Here is a 17,648-nt window from a genome sequence, read left to right as displayed (position 1 = left end):
CACATCCCCCCTCAACAGCAGTGTAGAAAGGGGAAGTTGTCACTGACCAGGGTCGGTGATGTCCGTTGGGTTACGAAATTGACCGGGCTACGACGCCGTCGCCGCGAGCAGATCCCTCAGCCGTTCGACGTACAGCCGCACGTTCTTGGCCGCCACGTCGGTGTCCGGATAGCGGCTCGCCAGCCACAGGCCGTCGTGCAGCCGGGAGACCCACACGCACACCTGGTCGCCGTACGACACCCGCATCAGCCCGTACGCCTTCTGCTCGGCCCACTGCCCGGCGCCCGGGATGCCACGGGCGTCCAGGAACGAGACGATCGAGTACAGGTCCGGGGAGGTCGGCCGGAAGTCCGTGCCGAGCAGCTTCAGCACCCGGGCGAGCGGCATGCGCGCGAGGGACCGGTTGGCCTGCAGCTCGGCGCGCACGGCCCTGAGGGTGCTCGGCAGGTCGGGCGTGCCGGCCACGGGCACCTCGATCGGAGCGCCGCCCACGAACCAGCCCACCGAGTCGGACCAGCGGGACTTCACCCGGGTGTGGAACGGCACCACCGTCCGGTACACGGACTGCCCGCCGAGTTCGTGGACGATCACGCCGGTGGCCGCCAGCAGACCGACCAGGCTGCCGCCGTGGGGCCGGCAGTACGCCTCGAACGCGGCGGCCGTGTCCGCGTCCACGAGCGGCTCGCAGAGCATCTTCTGCGACGGCAGCGGACCGCCGGGTTCCAGACCGAGGTCGACGGGGAAGTTCGGCAGCGTACCGTCGCACCGCCCGATGAACTCCCGCCAGCGCGCCACGACGTCATGGCTGCCGTCGATCCGGTCGGCGTCCGCCCGCTCGATCTCGCAGAAGTCGACGTAACTCGCGGCCGGCGTCCGCACCACGGGTCCGCGCCCCTCGACGCCCGCCGCGTACAGCTCGTGGATCTCCGCGGGGATGCCGTGCACGGAGTAGCCGTCCACGTTGCTGTGGTCGAAGGCCATGTACACGCTGGTCGAGTCGTCCCGCACGACCGCCGTGTAGATGAGGTTCGGCCAGCGCAGGGCGTCCGCGACGGCGTCGAAGCGGTCCTGGAGGTGCGCGACCAGGGCGTCCGCGTCGCCGAAGTCGCCGACCGTCTCGCGCCGCAGGGACACGTCACCGGCGTCGAGGGTGAACCGGCGCAGCCGGTCGCCCGCCCAGCGGAAGCCGCTGCGCAGCGTCTCGTGCCGCAGCGTCCAGGCCCGCAGCGCCTCCTGGAGCACGTCGAGATCGACCCGGCCCGGCAGGTCGAAGGCCGTACCGAGCCAGGTCGGCACGAACAGCCCGCCGTCCCGCACCGACCTGGCCGTCCTGATGTGCGACTCCTGGATGTAGGCCGGCGGCCGGGAGTCCTCCGGCAGCCCCTTCGCCGTCTCGACGGTGGCCGGACTCAGCGTCCACTCGACGAGCCGCCCCGGCCGGACCTCGCAGCGCTGGATATCAGTGATTCGCACGCGTCTCCGATCGCAGAAGGGGGCCCGTGAATGTGGGCCCCCTTCAAGGGAATGCCGTCGGACGCGGCCGGGACATGCCCACCCGGGGCATTTCAGTGGAACGGGTGGCGGGGCGAACGCGGAAGTGAATAACCGACGGTGATCGTGCGGGGGTCGGCCGACGGCGATCGGACGGGGGTTCAGCCGACGGTGATCGAGTCCAGCTTCTCCCGCAGGTACACATGCGAGTCGACGGGCGGGTACGCCACCCGGCCCACCGGCGCCGGCACGGACTCGACCAGCGTGCCCGGGGTGCACTCGCCGAAATACACGAGGGACATCAGCTCCTCGGTGGGTGCGTCGGAGGGCGGCGGCAGCACCCGGTGCCGCCCCGACCGCCACCGGTCACCGGTCCAACGGGCCATCAGATCACCGATGTTGATGGTGAAGGCCGCCGGGTCGTAGGGCGCGTCCTCCCACCCTCCCTCATCCGTGTACACCTGCAGGCCGCCCTTCCCCGCCTGCCGGTCCAGGATCGTGACGGTCCCGAAGTCGGTGTGCGGCCCGATCCGGAACTGCCCGGGCTCCGGCTCGCCGACGACCTCGGTCCCCGGGTACCAGTTGATGTTGAAGCCGTACGTCGGATGGTCCATGTGCCGGGAGAAGAAGTCGGGTTCGAGCCCCAGGGCGTACCCCAGCAGCGACAGCAGTTCCTTCTCCAGTGCGGCCATCTCGGCGAGGTACTCCTCGCACAGCGACCGGAGCCCGGGGATCTCCGCCGGCCACACGTTCGGCGCGTACCACTCGGCGTTGACGACCGGGTCCTCGAACGGCTCGTGCGTGGCGAAGGTCAGCGACTCCTTCAGGTCGGGCGGGGTCTCGGTACCCTCCGCGTACCCGTTGGCCTCGGCGCCCGGCCCCAGCCAGCCGCGCCCGCCGACCTTGGCCTCGTACCGCCGCTTCACCTCGTCCGGCAGCAGGAAGAAGTCCCGGGCGGCCGCACGGATCCGGGCGCGCAGCTCCGGCTCCACGCCGTGCCCGGTGACCAGCAGGAATCCGGCGGTCCGCAGGGCCCGGTCGACGGTACGGGCGAGGGCCGCCCGGGCCTCGGGGCCGCCGTCCAGCCAGGACCGGAGGTCGATGGTCGGGATCGAAAAACGGGGCTCACTCACCGATGTCCTCGTTCCACAGAGCCGGGTTGTCCTTGACGAAGGCGCGCATCATCTCGACGCACTCGGGGTCGTCCAGCAGCACGATCTCCACGCCGTGCTCGGCGAGCCAGTCGTGGCCGCCGTGGAAGGTGGTCGCCTCGCCGATCACCACGCGCGACATCCCGAACTGGCGGACCAGGCCGCTGCAGTACCAGCAGGGGGAGAGGGTGGTCACCATGGTCGTGCCGCGGTACGTGTGCTGCCGTCCCGCCGCCCGGAACGCCGCCGTCTCCGCGTGCATGGAGGGGTCACCGTCCTGGACGCGGCGGTTGTGGCCGCGGCCCAGCAGGGCGCCGTCGGGGCCGTAGAGGGCCGCGCCGATCGGGATGCCGCCCTCGGCGAGTCCGGCGCGGGCCTCGGCGACGGCGGTGACGAGCCAGGCGCGGGCCTGTTGCTGATCCATGGGTCCACTGTTCCCCGGTGAGGCACCCGGGCAACGCGCGGCGCCCGCGTTCGGGTGGCCCGAACCCCCTCTGTAGCCTTGCCCGATCACATCGCGCGGGAGGGAAACGCCCATGGTCGCTGCCCCGGTTCTGGAGGAGCTGCGGGAGGTCTGCCAGCCGTACGCCAAGCTGGCGAGCCGCAACGGGGAGCACTGGGCGGGCCGGCTGTACATGCGCAGGGTCTCGCTGCGGTTCACCCGGCAGCTGGTGCGCACTCCGGTCACCCCGGACCAGCTGACCTGGACCATGGTGGTGTGCGGGATCGCCTCCGGCGCGGCCCTGCTGATCCCCGGCCTGACCGGTGCCGTCCTGGCCGTCGTCCTCATGCAGATGTTCCTCCTCTTCGACTGCGTGGACGGTGAGGTCGCCCGCTGGAAGGGGCAGAACAGCGCGACCGGCATCTACGTGGACCGGCTCGGGGCGTACCTCGCGGACGCGGCGCTGATGGTGGGGATCGGGTTCCGGGCGGCGGAGAACGGCCTCGGCGGCTGGCTCTCGCTGGGCATCGCCACCGCGCTCGGCGTGGTCCTGCTGAAGGCCTCGACCGACCTGGTGGACGTGGCCCGGGCCCGGCGCGGGCTCGCGGTGGCCGACGACGAGTCGACCCGGCCGCGGTCGCAGGGCGTGGCCACCGTGCGACGGCTGGCGGCGGCCTTCAAGATCCACCGGGTGACGAACGGCATCGAGGCGTCCCTGGTCCTGCTGGCGGCGGCGGTCGGGGACACGCTCACGGGCGGGGTGGAGGTGACCCGCTGGGCGCTGGTCGCGCTGGCCGCGATCACCTGGCTGATGGTCCCGGCCCATCTGCTGTCGATCCTGGCGTCGTCGCGGCTGCGTTAACGCATTGCTGGGGGTGATCGCGGCGGGGTAGCGTGACGCCGACCTCAATGATCGATTCGGCATGTCAAGGCCGCTGTCACCTTTCACCCTCGGGTGAACGCAGCGCACTCGCCGCTCACTGGTCGTACGCCCGCGGGTGAGGCAGCCGTTGTCGCCGGACACGACATTCGACCTGTGAACGGGGAACTCCATGAAGAAGCGTTTGGTGGCCAAGTTCGTCGCCGCGGCATGTCTCGCCCCGGTGTTGGCCCTTGCGGGTACGGGGCAGGCATTCGCCGCCGACCACGCCGTCACCTGGAAGAACAAGAGCAACGGCGAGTACCTGGCCTACTTCAACGGCAAGGTCCGTACGACCTCTGCCACCGGGGCGAGCATGAAGTGGGACGAGAACAAGCAGTCCGACGGCTCCTTCACCATGAAGCACCACCTCACCGGGAAGTGCCTCGACAGCAACAGCAACGGCGCCGTCTACCTGGGTGCGTGCAACGGCGGCGACTACCAGAGGTGGTACGAGAGCAACGACTCCTCGGGCTGGAACCTGCAGAACAAGGCGACCGGGCGCACCCTCGGGCTGTCGCCCAGCGGGGCCGTCGTCACCGCTCCCGACGCGGGCGCCCCGCGCCAGCGCTGGAGCTGATCCGCAGCTCGTTCCGTCGAGCAGGCCGGGCCGGTCCGTATCCGTTCGAGACGGGTGCGGCCCGGCCCGGCCTTTTCCTGTGCGCACACCCCCGGAGCCGCCGGTGCCGTCGCTGAAGTAGGTTGCAGAAAGCCAAGTGACCCACAGGGGGAGAGACTTGAACGGGGAACAGAACGGCGTCGAGTCACTGGAGGACGGCGATCCCCGGCGGATCGGGCCGATCCCGCTGGTCGGGCGGCTCGGGGCCGGCGGCATGGGGCGGGTCTATCTCGGCGTGCACCAGGGGCGGTACGCCGCCGTGAAGCAGGTGCTGCCCTCGGTCGTCGCCGAGGACCAGGACTTCGTACGGCGTTTCGGGCACGAACTCGACAACCTCGCCCGGCTGCCCGCCGACGCCACGGCGCCGCTGCTCGTCAGCGACCGCGACGCCCGGCCGCCGTGGTTCGCCACCGCGTACGTACCCGGCCTGACCTTGCGCGAGGCTGTCGAGCTGCACGGCGGACCGCTCCCGGCCGAGGCGCTGTGGCTGCTGCTGCGGGAGGCCGCCAAGGGGCTCGCGGCGGTGCACGAGCTGGACATGGTGCACCGGGACGTCAAGCCGTCCAACGTCATGCTCACCCTTGAGGGGGTCACCCTCATCGACTTCGGGGTCGCCCGGGCCGCCGAGCAGAGCCAGCTGACCCGGACCGGCATGGTGGTGGGCACCCCCGCCTACATGTCCCCCGAACAGGCCTCGGGGGCAAGGCGGTTGACCGGTGCTGTGGACGTCTTTGCGCTGGGCTCGGTGGTCGCCTACGCGGGCAGTGGCCGGCCGCCGTTCGGGGACGAGTCGGGGCACGGCGTGCTGTACCGGATCGTGCACGAGCAGCCCGACCTCGACGCCTTGCGCGAGACCGCCCCGGAGCTGGCCGACGTCGTCGCGTCCTGCCTGGACAAGGACCCCGAGAGCCGCCCCACCGCCGCCGAACTCCTCGACCTGTCGGCCGGGCACGGCCCGGCCGCCCCGCCGCTGTGGCCCGAGGCGATCACGGAACGGCTGACCGCGCGGGCAGCCTTCGCGGCAGCGGTGCCGGAGGTGCCGAAGGTATCGGAGGTGCCGGTCGCGGAGCCCGAGCCCGAGGTGGTCGTACAGCCCCTTGTGCCCGAGCCCGAGCGTGAACGGCGCCGGAACCGGATCCTGTTGGGCGTCGTACCGGTCGTGGTCGTGGTCGGCGCGAGCACCCTGGCCTTCCAACTGCTGCCGTACGTCACCGACTCCGGCAGGAACGACACCGCTGGGACCCCGACCGCGTCCGTTTCCGCGTCGGCTGGGCCCGGTGCGTCCGGATCGCCCTCCGGGAGCCCGTCCGGCACGCCGAGCCCGAGCGGGAAGGGCTCGGCCTCTCCGAAGGGCAAGGACAAGAAGAACTCCGGGGGCGACGACGGGAGTTCGGGCCGCGGGACGGCGACTTCGGGCGGTTCCGGATCGTCGGGCGGCGGCGGTGGCTCAGGTTCCGGTTCGGGCGGCTCCAGCAGCTCGGGCGGCTCCAGTGGGGGTTCGTCCAGCAGCTCCTCCGGAGGCACCTCCACCACCGCCCCCTCCCCCAGCTCCTTCAGGCTCAAGAACGGCGAGAACGGCAAGTGTTTGACCACGTTCTACGGCAACACGAGCCTCGGCGACTGCTCGGGCTCCACGGCGAAGTGGACCTTCCGCGGCGCCTCGGGCGGCAGCGTCAAGGTCGTCAACGTGTCGACCGGCTCCTGCCTCTCCGCCAACGGCCCGGGGCAGGCGGTCTTCGTCGGGGACTGCTCCCTGAGCGGCACCGCCCGCCTGTGGAAGACGGGCTCCGGTAACACCCTGAAGGCCGTCTACGGCGGCGGCTGCCTCGACCTGGCCTATCCCGACGGAGCGGAAGAGGCGACCTGCGACCCCGGTACCGCCTCCCAGAGCTGGGCCAGGACATGACGGCCCCACGCGTGCCGACTACGCGCCGACCCGCAGCAGCAGCTTCCCGGTGCTGTTCCGGCTGCCCATCAACCGGTGCGCCTCCGCCGCCTCCTCCAGGGTGAACTCCGCCGTCACCGGCAGGGACACCGTGCCGTCGACCGCCTTCGCGAACGCGTCACCGGCCAGCCGCCGGAGTTCGGCGGGGGCAGTCTGCGCCAGGGTCAGGATGGAGAAGCCGGAGACCGAGATGCCGAGCGGGTACAGCTCGGGCTGGCCCACGGTCCAGGGCTCGGCGGAGCCGGCGTTGCCGAAGGAGACCAGGCGGCCGAAGGGCGCCAGGGAGGCGAGGCCCGCGCGCAGGGTGTCGCCGCCGACCGGGTCCAGGACCAGGTCGACGCCCCGGCCGCCGGTGGCCTGCCGCACCGGGTCCTGGAAGGCGCCGACGAACACCTCGTCGTAGCCGTGCTCCTTGGCGAAGGCCGCCTTCGCCGCCGAGGACACCACGCCGTACACCGCCCCGGCGCCCGCCGCCCGGGCCAGCTGGCCGGCCACCGTGCCGATGCCGCCGGCCGCTCCCTGGACCAGGACCGTCTCGCCGGGCTGGAGCCGGCCGACCTGGTGGATCAGGGCGTACGCCGTCGGCAGGACGGTCGGGAGCGTGGCCGCCGTGCGCAGGTCCACGCCCGAGGGGAGCGGGAAGACGGTGGTCGTGTCGGCCACGACCACCTCCGCGTACGCCCCGCCCTCCGTCAGCGCCGCCACCTCCTGGCCGACGGCCAGGCCGGTGACGTCCGCGCCGAGTGCGCGGATCCGGCCGGAGACCTCCAGACCGGGGACGTAGGGCAGCTCCGGCACCCGGTAGCCCTCCGCGCGGGCCTTCAGGTCGGCGAAGTTCACGCCCGTGTAGGCCACGTCGATGCTCACCTGGCCGGGGCCGGGCTCGGGCGCCTCGGCCGTCACCGCCCTCAGCACCTCGGGACCGCCGTACTGCTGGAACTCGACCGCGCGCATGCCGTACCTCCGGCTCGGAGAGAGTGTTCAGGGTGTTCAACGAAAAGCGAACACTCGCGAGTGTATGATTTTCATCGAACACTCGGCAAGCGGTCGAGCGGGACACGGCAGTGAGGAGGGCGGCATGGCCGCGAGCAGCCACCGGGCCGCCCCGGAGCACACCCACCCCGACCAGGTGTCCGTCCTCACCGCGCTCTCCGCCCTCGCCGACCCCGTACGCCTCACCCTGGTCAGGGAGCTGGCCGGCTCCACCGAGTGGTCCCGCAGCTGCGGCAGCTTCGACGTGCCGGTCGGCAAGGCGGCCCTCAGCCACCACTTCGCGGTACTGCGCGGCGCGGGCCTGGTCGAGCAGCGGGACGAGGGGCCCAGGCGGGTCAACCGGCTGCGCCGGACGGAGTTCGACGCGCGTTTCCCGGGGCTGCTCGACCTCGTTCTGAACACCTCGGCCCCAGGTCTCTGACGTACCTTCACTTTCCAAGGTTGTGGCCCGTGTTGCCCGAGGACCCCAACTACCTTCCGCTGTACCTGGACAACGACGCCGTCATGAGCCTGTTCAAGATGGGCAACTACCGGTCGGCGCTGCGCCGGGAGGCGCCCATCGGCCCGCCCGATGCCCCCATCGGCAGGACGCCCCAGTGGCTCGTGGACCGGCACCGGCGACCCTTCGTAGCGTCGTCGGCATGACCCCAGAGCACAAGGGCACGGCCCAGCTGACCACCGCGATGATGCTGTCCGGCACCCTCGGCGTCTTCGTCGTCGAATCGGGCGCTTCGCCCTTCGACGTCGTCTTCTTCCGCGTCCTGTTCGGCGCCCTCGCCCTCGGCGGCTACGTCCTCGCACGAGGGTGGCTGGGCGACCACGGCTTCACCCCGCGCACCCTCGGACTCGCCGTCCTGGGCGGGGTGTTCATCGTCTTCAACTGGGTGCTGCTGTTCCAGTCGTACGAGAACACGTCCATCTCCGTGGCCACCGTGGTCTACCACACGCAGCCGTTCTACGTGGTCCTCCTCGGCGCCCTCCTCTTCCGTGAACGGCTCACCGCCGCCCGGGTCGGCTGGATCGCCGTCGCCTTCGCGGGCCTGATCCTGGTCTCCGGCGTGACCCCCGCCGACTTCACCGGCGGCGGCGCCTACCTCACCGGCATCGGCCAGGCCCTGCTAGCCGCCCTCCTCTATGGCCTGTCCACCCTGGTCACCAAGCGGATCACCGGCGTACGCCCACATCTGATCGCCCTCGTCCAGGTCCTGGTCGGCATCCCGCTGCTGCTCCCGTTCGCCGACTTCGGCGCGATGCGCGGGACGGGCTGGGACTGGGGCTGGCTGATCGGCCTCGGCTTCGTCCACACCGGCGTGATGTACGTCCTCATGTACGCCGCCTACGCCCAGCTGCCCACCGCGAAGATCGCCGTACTCGCCTTCGTCTACCCGGCCGTGGCGATGGTGATGGACTGGGCGGTGTACGGCCACCACATCGGCCTCGTCCAGGCGCTGGGCGTCCCGCTGATCGTGACGGCGAGCCTGAAGGTCACCCTTGCTCGGCCACGAGCTTCCGCGCCTGCTCCACGAACAGCCGGGCATGGGCCGGAAGCCGCTTCCCGGACCGCCACGCCAGCTGCGTGCGAAGCGTGAACGGCGGCTCCCACGCGAGCCGTACGAGGGAGCCCGTCGCGAGTTCGGCGGCGACCGTCACCTCGGGAAGCAGCGCGATCCCGAGGCCGGCCGCCGCCGCGCGCTTGGTGGCCTCGATCGTGCCGAACTCCATGAACTCCACCGGCTTCAGCGCCGTCAGCTCCCGCTCGAACAGGTCCCGGTAGGCGCAGCCCGGCTCGGTGGCGAGCAGGGACTGCCCGGTCAGATCGGCCGTCGCGACCGGCGCTCCGGCCAGCGGGTGTCCGGGCGCCGCGACCAGCGCCAGCGGCTCCACCGCCAGCACCGCGCTCTGAAGGCCCGGGTGTTCGGTCTCCTCCTCCATCAGGAAACCGACGTCGTACGTCCCCTGCCGCAGCGCCTGCCGGGTCTCGTCGCCGATGGTGGTGCGCAGGGCGAGCCGCACCTTCGGGTGGCGGTGGTGGAAGTACTCCAGCAGCGGGGGCAGCCGGTAGGAGGTCAGGGACTCCATGGTGCCGACGGTGAGGGTGCCGGACGGCTCCTCGGCTCCGGTGACCGCCGCCCGGGTCTCCTCGGTCAGCTCGATGATCTGCCGGGCGTAGGGCAGCAGCCGCTCGCCCGCCTCGGTGAGCCGGATGCGGCCGCCGAGCCGGTCGAACAGCTCGACGCCCAGGTCGGACTCCAGGGAGCGGATCTGGCTGGTCACGCTGGACTGCGCGTACGACAGTTCGGCCGCCGCCCGGGTGAAGCTCAGGACCGTGGCGACCTTCTCGAAGGTGACGAGCAGCCGGAGTTCCATCAGCCCTTCTCGGGGTCGTCCTTGTCGAGGGACTTCAGGAACTCGGGGTTGTCGTCGGGGGCGACCCAGTTCGCGGCGGTATTCCTGTGCCACTCGCAGGGAGTGGAGCCTCCCCCAGCGGCGGCGCGCCGCGCCTTGCCGGTGATCAGCCAGGCGACCGGGCCCACCAGTACCTCGCCGAAGAGCAGGATGATGATCACCCACACCACCTTCGGCAGGTGGCGCACCTCTTCCTCGGGGGTGTTCAGGCAGTCCACGAAGGCGTAGATCCACAACGCCAGGACCAGCAGGAACGGCAGATACCTGAGCATCGACGTGCGCCCTCTTCGAGATGTGAGTAGGCCCCGGTGACCGGGCCAGGGTAGCGGGTGACAGATACTGGGACACATGGCTTACGACGATCTTCGCTCCCTGCTCAGGGCGCTGGAGCGCGAGGGAGACCTCAAGCGCATCAAGGCCGAGGTCGACCCGTATCTGGAGGTCGGGGAGATCGTCGACCGGGTGCAGAAGTCCGGGGGACCGGCGCTGCTCTTCGAGAACGTGAAGGGCTCGGCGATGCCCCTCGCGATGAACGTCTTCGGGACGGACCGGCGGCTGCTGAAGGCGCTGGGCCTGAAGTCGTACGGCGAGATCTCCGAGAAGATCGGCGGGCTGCTGCGGCCCGAGCTGCCGCACGGGTTCGTGGGCGTGCGCGAGGCGTTCGGGAAGCTGGGCGCGATGGCGCACGTGCCGCCGAAGAAGGTGAAGGAAGCCCCCGTACAGGAAGTCGTCCTGCACGGCGACGAGGTGGACCTGGACCGGCTGCCGGCCCTGTTCACCTGGCCGAAGGACGGCGGCTCCTTCTTCAACCTCGGGCTCACCCACACCAAGGACCCCGAGACCGGCATCCGCAACCTGGGCCTGTACCGCCTGCAGCGGCACGACAAGCGCACCATCGGCATGCACTGGCAGATCCACAAGGACAGCCGGAACCACTACCAGGTGGCGGCCCGGCGCGGCGAGCGTCTCCCGGTCGCCATCGCCTTCGGCTGCCCGCCGGCCGTGACCTACGCCTCCACCGCCCCCCTCCCCGGGGACATCGACGAGTACCTCTTCGCCGGGTTCATCGCGGGCAAGCGGACCGAGATGGTCGACTGCAAGACGGTGCCGCTCCAGGTCCCCGCGAACGCCGAGGTCGTGCTGGAGGGCTGGCTGGAGCCCGGCGAGATGCTCCCGGAGGGCCCCTTCGGCGACCACACCGGCTTCTACACCCCGCAGGAGCCGTTCCCGGCCCTGAAGATCGACTGCGTGACGATGCGGAAGCGCCCGCTGCTCCAGTCGATCGTGGTCGGCCGCCCGCCGACGGAGGACGGCCCGCTCGGCCGCGCCACGGAACGCTTCTTCCTCCCCCTCCTGAAGATCATCGTCCCGGACATCGTGGACTACCACCTGCCCGAGGCCGGCGGCTTCCACAACTGCGCGATCGTCTCGATCGACAAGAAGTACCCGAAGCACGCGCAGAAGGTCATGCACGCGATCTGGGGGGCCCACATGATGTCCCTCACCAAGCTGATCGTGGTCGTGGACTCCGACTGTGACGTGCACGATCTGCACGAGGTCGCCTGGCGGGCCCTCGGCAACACGGACTACGCCCGCGACCTCACGGTCGTCGAAGGCCCTGTCGACCACCTCGACCACGCCTCCTACCAGCAGTTCTGGGGCGGCAAGGCGGGCATCGACGCCACGAAGAAGTGGCCCGAGGAGGGCTACACGCGCGACGGCGGATGGCCGGACATGGTGGAGTCCGACCCGGATACGGCGGCCCTGGTGGACCGCCGCTGGAAGGAGTACGGCCTGTGAGCAGCGCCTCCGCGGCACTCCCGCGGCCGGGACGCACCAAGGCGTTCCTCCGCCTGGTGATGATCGAGCACTCGGTCTTCGCGCTCCCCTTCGCCTACATCGCCGCCCTGACCGCGATGTACCAGTGGGACAGGAACATCCACTGGGGCCGGCTCCTTCTCGTCACCATCTGCATGGTCGGCCTGCGCACCTTCGCCATGGCGGTCAACCGGATCATCGACCGGGAGATCGACGCCCGTAACCCCCGGACGGCCCACCGCGAACTCGTGACCGGCGCGATGTCGGTACGGCACGCCTGGACGGGCGCCCTGATCGCGCTGGTGATCTTCCTGGGCGCGGCGGCTCTCCTCAACCCCCTGTGCCTGGCCCTGGCCCCCATCGCGGTCATCCCGATGGTGGTCTACCCGTACGGCAAACGGTTCACGAACTTCCCGCAGGCCATCCTGGGCCTGGCCCAGGCGATGGGCCCGGTCGGCGGCTGGCTCGCCATCTCGGGCGCGTGGTCCTGGGACGCGGTGATCCTCGGCCTCGCCGTCGGCATCTGGATCGGCGGCTTCGACCTGATCTACGCCTGCCAGGACGTCGAGACCGACCGCGAGACCGGCGTCATGTCGGTCCCGGCCCGCTTCGGCATCCCGGCGGCGATCTGGGGCGCGCGGGTCTGTCACACCGTGACGACCGGGTTGTTCGTCTGGTACGCCCTGACGACGCACGCGGGCGCCTTCTTCTGGCTGGGCCTGGCGATCGTCGCGGGCGCGTTCGTCTACGAGCACCGGATCGTCCGGCCCCACGACCTCTCCCGCCTGAACAGGGCGTTCTTCAGCGTCAACGGCTTCATCGGGATTGCCCTGTTCGTGTGCGCGCTGCTTGATCTTCTCGTTCGAGGCCTGACTGTGTGAGTACGGTGCGGTGCCGTGGGTGGCCCGGCCTGAGCACCTTTTCGTCCGCCGGTACGCTCAAGGTGTGAACGCAGGAGAAACGCAGCGCGCGCCTTGGATCGTGGGGGTGTCCGGAGCTTCCGGGACGCCGTATGCGGCTGCCGTGCTGCGGGCGCTGCTGGACGCGGGGGAGGCGGTCGACCTGGTGGTCAGCCGGGCCTCGCGGCTGACGCTGCTGGACGAGACGGGGATCTCGTTCCGGGACGCGCACTGGCAGGAGGACCTGCGGGAATGGCTGGCCCGGGGCGCCGACGGGAAGCCCGGGACCTTCGACGTGGACGTGAGCGGGGTGCGGTACTGGAGCGCGGGGGATCTCGCGGCGGGGCCGTCCTCGGGGTCGTACCCGGCGAAGGGGATGCTCATCGTCCCGGCCTCCACGGCCTGTGTCGCCGGTGTCGCCCTCGGGCTGTCCAAGGATCTGCTCCAGCGTGCGGCGAGCGTCACACTGAAGGAGCGCCGGCCGCTGGTCGTGGCCGTACGGGAGACCCCCTTGAACGGTCAGACCCTGCGGCACCTCGTCGCGCTCGACGACGCGGGGGCCGCTGTGGTGCCGGCCTCTCCCGCCTTCTACGCGGGCGCGACCCACATCCAGGATCTGGTGGACTTCGTCGCCGGGCGGGTGCTGGACGCGGCGGGCGTCGGGCACGGCCTGTACCGGCGCTGGAAGGGCGAGCTGGGCGGCGGCTCAGCGGTCCGGTAGTCGAGCAAGTCGAGCACGACGGGCAAGTCGCAGTACCTCTCATCACTTCAGGAACGTTCAGAACTTTTCCAGGGGAAGGCTTCGATCGCATGGACGCGGTGGACAGGCAGCTCATCCAGGCCCTGAGGGAGAACGGCCGGGCCTCCTACGCGGAGCTGGGACGCCTCGTCGGCCTGTCGGGACCCAGCGTCACCGACCGCATCAACCGGCTGGAGGCGGCCGGTGTCATCACCGGCTACCGCGCCACCGTGAACGCGGCCTCCCTCGGCCTCGGCGTGACCGCCCTGATCGGCATCTCGCTGTCCGACGCCGCCGACCACGAGGACGTGGCGCAGCGGCTGAAGGAACTCCCCGAGATCGAGGACTGCTGGTTCATCGCCGGCGACGACTCCTACATGCTCAAGGTGCGGGCGACCGACGTGGACGGGCTGGAGCGGATCATCCGGCGGCTCAGCGGGACCAAGGGCGTGTCCCGGACCCGTACCACGATCGTGCTGTCCACGAAGTGGGAGAACCGGGTCGGGGAACTTCCCGAAGAGGTCTAGGCGCGGAGCGCCGTATGGGGGTCCCTCCGCCCGAAAGATGGGGGAGTACGGTTTACGGAGTCTGTCGAGGAAAGGTGTTGGCATGGACGTCGGGCTCAAGCGCGAGCTGGAGGAGAAGGTCCGCTCCGGTGAGCGGCTGACCCGCGAGGACGGCATCGCGCTGTACGAGTCGGACGACCTGGCCTGGCTGGGCGGCCTCGCGCACGAGGTGCGGACGCGCAAGAACGGTGACGTCGTGCACTTCAACGTCAACCGGCACCTCAACATGACCAACGTGTGCACGGCCTCCTGCGCCTACTGCTCGTTCCAGCGCAAGCCGGGCGAGAAGGACGCGTACACGATGCGCATCGAGGAGGCCGTCCGGCTCGCCAAGACGATGGAGTCGGAGAACCTCACCGAGCTGCACATCGTCAACGGCCTGCACCCGAACCTGCCGTGGCGCTACTACCCGCGCTCGCTGCGGGAGCTGAAGGCCGCCCTGCCGAACGTCTCGCTCAAGGCCTTCACGGCCACCGAGATCCACCACTTCGAGACCATCTCCGGGCTGAGCGCGAGCGAGATCCTCGACGAACTCATCGACGCCGGCCTGGAGTCCCTCACCGGTGGCGGCGCCGAGATCTTCGACTGGGAGGTCCGCCAGCACATCGTGGACCACCGGACCCACTGGGAGGACTGGTCCCGCATCCACCGCCTGGCGCACGAGAAGGGTCTGAAGACCCCGTGCACCATGCTGTACGGCCACATCGAGGAACCCCGCCACCGGGTCGACCACGTCCTGCGCCTGCGCGAGCTGCAGGACGAGACCGGCGGCTTCCAGGTCTTCATCCCGCTGCGCTACCAGCACGACTTCGTGGACATGAAGGACGGCAAGGTCCGCAACCGCCTTCAGGCGCGGACGCAGATGGCGACCGGTGCCGAGGCGCTGAAGACCTTCGCCGTCTCCCGCCTGCTCTTCGACAACGTCCCGCACGTCAAGGTCTTCTGGGTGATGCACGGCGTGCAGACCGCCCAGCTCGCGCTCCAGCACGGCGCCGACGACATGGACGGCTCGGTCGTCGAGTACAAGATCACGCACGACGCGGACAACTACGGCACCCCGAACAAGCTGACCCGCGAGGACCTGCTGGACCTGATCCGCGACGCCGGCTTCCGTCCGGTGGAGCGGAACACGCGGTACGAGATCATCCGCGAGTACGACGGCCCGGACCCGCTGCGCCGGGAGTCGCCGCAGCCGATGCGGGTGTGAGCCGGTGACGCTGTCGTTCGAGCTGGACCCGGCGGTCTCGCCTGCCCTCAGGGACGACGTGCTCACGCTGTGGGCCGACGTCTCCAACGCGGGAGGCTCGGTCGGCTTCGTGCCGCCGGTGACCGCCGACGAGATACGCCCCGAGCTGGTCAAGCACCTCGTCGCGATGGCCGAGGGCCGCACCCGGCTGCTGGTGGGCCGGGACGGGACGGGCGCGGTCGCGGCGACCGCGTTCCTCACGTACAACACCCACCGGCTGATGAAGCACTGGGTGTGGCTGTACACGGTGATGGTGCACCCCCGGCACCAGGGCAAGGGCTACGGCCGCGACCTCCTCGCGGCCGCCGCCGACGCCGCCCGCGGCCTCGACGGCATCGAGGCCATACGGCTCACCTGCCGGGGCGGCCTCGGCCTGGAGCACTTCTACGGCTCCTGCGGCTACAAGGAGGTCGGCCGGATTCCCGGCGCGATCCGGGTCGCGCCCGGCGACGACCGGGACGACATCTTCATGCTGCTGCCGCTGCTCTGACCCCGCTGCAAGATCGGGTCCGCACCGTGCTTCACTGGACGGTGCCCCTGTTTGGAATCGGAAGAGTGGATTGAGATGCTCCGATACACGCTGATGCGCCTCGGCATCTTCGCCGGCTGCCTCGTGGTCGTCTGGGGAGCCGTCTACTCCGGGATCTTCCCGCGTGGCTTCGGCGACTCCAACTTCCTGTGGGTGCTGCTGCTCGCGATGGTGCTCTCGGCGCCGATCAGCTTCGTGGTGCTGCGCAGGGAGCGGGACCGGGCCTCCGTGCAGATCGTGAACAGGGTCGACCGGATGAAGGCCAACCTGGATGCCAACCGCAGCCAGGAGGACGTGGCGGACGACTCCGCGCGGGCGCAGGGCGGGGCAGCCGCGCCCAACTAAAGCTTCTCGTCTGTCCGGTTCGGCGCGGTTTCGTGCCCACCTCGGGCGAAGGCCGCCTTCAGACCAGTTCACAGTCCGCTCATCGAGTGCAGTTGGGCGAACTCATCAGCGAGCATGCCCATCATGACGAGATCATGGTGTCGGCCGGCGAAGAACACGTGATCGCGGAGGCGGCCTTCCTCGGTGAATCCGAGCCGACGGTGGAGTGACAGCGACGCCTCGTTGTGGGCGAAGATCCGCGCCTGGCACCGGTGATAGCGCCGCTCGGCGAACATGAAGCGCAGCAGTAGCACGACGGCTTCTGCCGCGTAGCCCTTGCGCCAGTGGTCAGCACCGATGGTGACGCCGTACTCGAACCAGCCGGCACGGGGATCAGCGAGATGCGAGCCGACGGTACCGACTATTTCTCCCGTGTCGACGGCCTCGATTGCCAACTGGAAGCAGTCACCACCGGGCTGGACACCGGCTTGCTCCCTCGCCCAGACGCGGTAGCCCTCGGCAGAACGAGGCGGCTGCAGCAGGTCTCCCAACCGCTCCTCGTCCGTGGCGAAGCGCATGAACGCCGCCCAGTCGTCGGGCTCGATACCGCGCAGGCGTACCCGTTCGCCGGTCCAGAACGATGTCATCCCCTATTTGATCACGCTGCCGCGCGGTGAGTTCCAGGCTTGCTGCCCCTGAGACAGACGGTCAGGCCGGTCCAGCGCTTGAGGGTACGGGCCTTCTGGTGAAGTGCGGATCAAGTCTTAGGCTTGCCCTCATGGGTGCCGTGAAGACCAAACGGATGCCGAGGGCGGTTCGAGAGCAGCAGATGCTCGACGCCGCCGTGCGGATCTTCGGCCAACGCGGCTACATGGCCGCCTCGATGGACGAGATAGCCGAACTCGCGGGTGTGTCCAAGCCGTTGGTCTACCTGTACCTCAACTCGAAGGAAGACCTCTTCACCGCCTGCATCCGCCGCGAGGCCGGCGCCCTGACGGAGGCCGTCCGGGCCGGAGTCCGCGCGGGGCTGCCCGCCGACCGCCAGCTGTGGGACGGGCTCCAGGCGTTCTTCGCGCACACCGCCGAGCACCCCGACGGCTGGTCCGTGCTGCACCTCCAGGCCCGCACCCACGGCGAGAACTTCGCCGCCGAGGTCACCGCGATGCGCGAGGAGATCGTCGCGTTCGTGACCCAGCTGATCGCGGTCGCGGCCCGTGAGGCCCACCGTGACCCCGACCTCCCCGAGCGCGAGGTCGCCGGGCTCGCCGAGGCCCTGGTCGGCGCGGCCGAGTCCCTCGCGGCCTGGGTCAACGCGACGGACGGCGTCAGCGCCAGGCAGGCCGCGTCCACCCTGATGAACTTCGCCTGGTCGGGCTTGGGCAACCTGATGCGGGGCCGCCATTGGACTCCGCCGGCGGGTGAGGTGTAGCGCCGTAGGGGCGCCTGGCCGTCGCCGGGTGCGGGTGGTTCATGGCTGGTCGCGCAGTTCCCCGCGCCCCTTAGGTAGGCGAGCCGCAACGTGGCTTTGGGGGCGCGGGGACCTGCGCGAACAAGCCCCCCG

At 70.4% G+C, this 17,648-nt stretch carries 21 protein-coding genes; 14 read left to right on the top strand and 7 right to left on the bottom strand.

Annotated features, from left to right (window positions below):
* Positions 1-87 precede the first annotated feature (87 nt).
* From CRP49_RS09840 to CRP49_RS09830, 3 genes are all read right to left on the bottom strand, one after another.
* Positions 88-1,473 carry a condensation domain-containing protein gene (locus CRP49_RS09840; protein ID WP_097253036.1) on the bottom strand — a complete coding sequence of 462 codons (1,386 nt, stop codon included), beginning with the start codon at positions 1,471-1,473 and terminating at the stop codon, positions 88-90.
* A gap of 179 nt (positions 1,474-1,652) precedes the next feature.
* Positions 1,653-2,624: an isopenicillin N synthase family oxygenase gene (locus CRP49_RS09835; RefSeq protein WP_097253035.1), complete on the bottom strand. Its 972-nt coding sequence runs from the start codon at positions 2,622-2,624 to the stop codon at positions 1,653-1,655.
* Entirely contained in the window at positions 2,617-3,066 is a 450-nt protein-coding gene (locus tag CRP49_RS09830; protein WP_097253034.1) for a nucleoside deaminase, read from the bottom strand. Before CRP49_RS09830 ends, CRP49_RS09835 begins: the two co-directional genes overlap by 8 nt.
* Positions 3,067-3,178: 112 nt before the next feature.
* Here CRP49_RS09830 and CRP49_RS09825 point away from each other — a divergent pair, with 112 nt between their 5' ends.
* From CRP49_RS09825 to CRP49_RS09815, 3 genes are all read left to right on the top strand, one after another.
* Entirely contained in the window at positions 3,179-3,946 is a 768-nt protein-coding gene (locus CRP49_RS09825; protein ID WP_097253033.1) for a CDP-alcohol phosphatidyltransferase family protein, read from the top strand.
* A gap of 190 nt (positions 3,947-4,136) precedes the next feature.
* Positions 4,137-4,583 carry an RICIN domain-containing protein gene (locus tag CRP49_RS09820; RefSeq protein ID WP_097253032.1) on the top strand — a complete coding sequence of 149 codons (447 nt, stop codon included), beginning with the start codon at positions 4,137-4,139 and terminating at the stop codon, positions 4,581-4,583.
* A gap of 157 nt (positions 4,584-4,740) precedes the next feature.
* Positions 4,741-6,528, top strand: coding sequence for a serine/threonine-protein kinase (locus CRP49_RS09815; protein ID WP_257033349.1), 1,788 nt, complete (start codon positions 4,741-4,743; stop codon positions 6,526-6,528).
* A gap of 18 nt (positions 6,529-6,546) precedes the next feature.
* Here the strand turns inward: CRP49_RS09815 and CRP49_RS09810 are convergent, their stop codons facing one another.
* Positions 6,547-7,521 carry a zinc-binding dehydrogenase gene (locus CRP49_RS09810; protein ID WP_097253031.1) on the bottom strand — a complete coding sequence of 325 codons (975 nt, stop codon included), beginning with the start codon at positions 7,519-7,521 and terminating at the stop codon, positions 6,547-6,549.
* A 124-nt stretch (positions 7,522-7,645) separates the two neighbouring features.
* Here CRP49_RS09810 and CRP49_RS09805 point away from each other — a divergent pair, with 124 nt between their 5' ends.
* Genes CRP49_RS09805 through CRP49_RS09795 form a run of 3 tightly spaced genes read left to right on the top strand, consistent with a single transcriptional unit; the run spans position 7,646 to position 9,149 of the window.
* On the top strand, positions 7,646-7,981 hold the full coding sequence (locus tag CRP49_RS09805) for a helix-turn-helix transcriptional regulator (protein ID WP_097253030.1): 336 nt from the start codon (positions 7,646-7,648) through the stop codon (positions 7,979-7,981).
* 29 nt (positions 7,982-8,010) lie between these two features.
* Entirely contained in the window at positions 8,011-8,205 is a 195-nt protein-coding gene (locus CRP49_RS09800; RefSeq protein WP_097253029.1) for a hypothetical protein, read from the top strand.
* Positions 8,202-9,149, top strand: a complete 948-nt coding sequence (locus CRP49_RS09795; RefSeq protein WP_097253028.1) for a DMT family transporter — start codon at positions 8,202-8,204, stop codon at positions 9,147-9,149. Before CRP49_RS09800 ends, CRP49_RS09795 begins: the two co-directional genes overlap by 4 nt.
* Here the strand turns inward: CRP49_RS09795 and CRP49_RS09790 are convergent.
* On the bottom strand, positions 9,046-9,927 hold the full coding sequence (locus CRP49_RS09790; RefSeq protein WP_097253027.1) for a LysR family transcriptional regulator: 882 nt from the start codon (positions 9,925-9,927) through the stop codon (positions 9,046-9,048). The genes CRP49_RS09795 and CRP49_RS09790 overlap by 104 nt on opposite strands.
* The gene (locus tag CRP49_RS09785; protein WP_097253026.1) at positions 9,927-10,238 is read right to left on the bottom strand and encodes a PLD nuclease N-terminal domain-containing protein; all 312 of its coding nucleotides are present in this window, start codon (positions 10,236-10,238) and stop codon (positions 9,927-9,929) included. The genes CRP49_RS09790 and CRP49_RS09785 overlap by 1 nt, the downstream gene beginning before the upstream one ends.
* Before the next feature lie 76 nt (positions 10,239-10,314).
* Between CRP49_RS09785 and CRP49_RS09780 the strand changes: the two genes are divergently transcribed.
* From CRP49_RS09780 to CRP49_RS09750, 7 genes are all read left to right on the top strand, one after another.
* Positions 10,315-11,766 (top strand): menaquinone biosynthesis decarboxylase, encoded by a 1,452-nt coding sequence (locus tag CRP49_RS09780; protein ID WP_094215624.1) that lies wholly within the window; start codon positions 10,315-10,317, stop codon positions 11,764-11,766.
* The gene (gene mqnP, locus CRP49_RS09775; RefSeq protein WP_097253025.1) at positions 11,763-12,665 is read left to right on the top strand and encodes a menaquinone biosynthesis prenyltransferase MqnP; all 903 of its coding nucleotides are present in this window, start codon (positions 11,763-11,765) and stop codon (positions 12,663-12,665) included. The genes CRP49_RS09780 and mqnP overlap by 4 nt, the downstream gene beginning before the upstream one ends.
* A 64-nt stretch (positions 12,666-12,729) precedes the next feature.
* Positions 12,730-13,404, top strand: a complete 675-nt coding sequence (locus CRP49_RS09770; protein ID WP_097253024.1) for a UbiX family flavin prenyltransferase — start codon at positions 12,730-12,732, stop codon at positions 13,402-13,404.
* A gap of 89 nt (positions 13,405-13,493) precedes the next feature.
* Entirely contained in the window at positions 13,494-13,949 is a 456-nt protein-coding gene (locus CRP49_RS09765; RefSeq protein ID WP_097253023.1) for an Lrp/AsnC family transcriptional regulator, read from the top strand.
* 82 nt (positions 13,950-14,031) lie between these two features.
* Positions 14,032-15,195 (top strand): aminofutalosine synthase MqnE, encoded by a 1,164-nt coding sequence (gene mqnE / locus CRP49_RS09760; protein WP_097253022.1) that lies wholly within the window; start codon positions 14,032-14,034, stop codon positions 15,193-15,195.
* Between the two features lie 4 nt (positions 15,196-15,199).
* Complete coding sequence (locus CRP49_RS09755; protein WP_097253021.1) at positions 15,200-15,724, top strand: GNAT family N-acetyltransferase; 525 nt, start codon at positions 15,200-15,202, stop codon at positions 15,722-15,724.
* A gap of 75 nt (positions 15,725-15,799) precedes the next feature.
* Positions 15,800-16,108 (top strand): DUF4229 domain-containing protein, encoded by a 309-nt coding sequence (locus tag CRP49_RS09750; RefSeq protein WP_097253020.1) that lies wholly within the window; start codon positions 15,800-15,802, stop codon positions 16,106-16,108.
* Between the two features lie 68 nt (positions 16,109-16,176).
* Here the strand turns inward: CRP49_RS09750 and CRP49_RS09745 are convergent, their stop codons facing one another.
* Entirely contained in the window at positions 16,177-16,734 is a 558-nt protein-coding gene (locus tag CRP49_RS09745) for a GNAT family N-acetyltransferase (protein WP_097253019.1), read from the bottom strand.
* A 131-nt stretch (positions 16,735-16,865) separates the two neighbouring features.
* Between CRP49_RS09745 and CRP49_RS09740 the strand changes: the two genes are divergently transcribed.
* Complete coding sequence (locus CRP49_RS09740; protein WP_097253018.1) at positions 16,866-17,516, top strand: TetR/AcrR family transcriptional regulator; 651 nt, start codon at positions 16,866-16,868, stop codon at positions 17,514-17,516.
* Positions 17,517-17,648 lie beyond the last annotated feature (132 nt).

It is taken from the genome of Streptomyces sp. Ag109_G2-15 (assembly GCF_900215565.1).
Taxonomy (GTDB): domain Bacteria; phylum Actinomycetota; class Actinomycetes; order Streptomycetales; family Streptomycetaceae; genus Streptomyces; species Streptomyces diastatochromogenes.
Note: the sequence above shows the minus strand (reverse complement) of the source record. Positions and strands in the feature narration are given on the sequence as shown.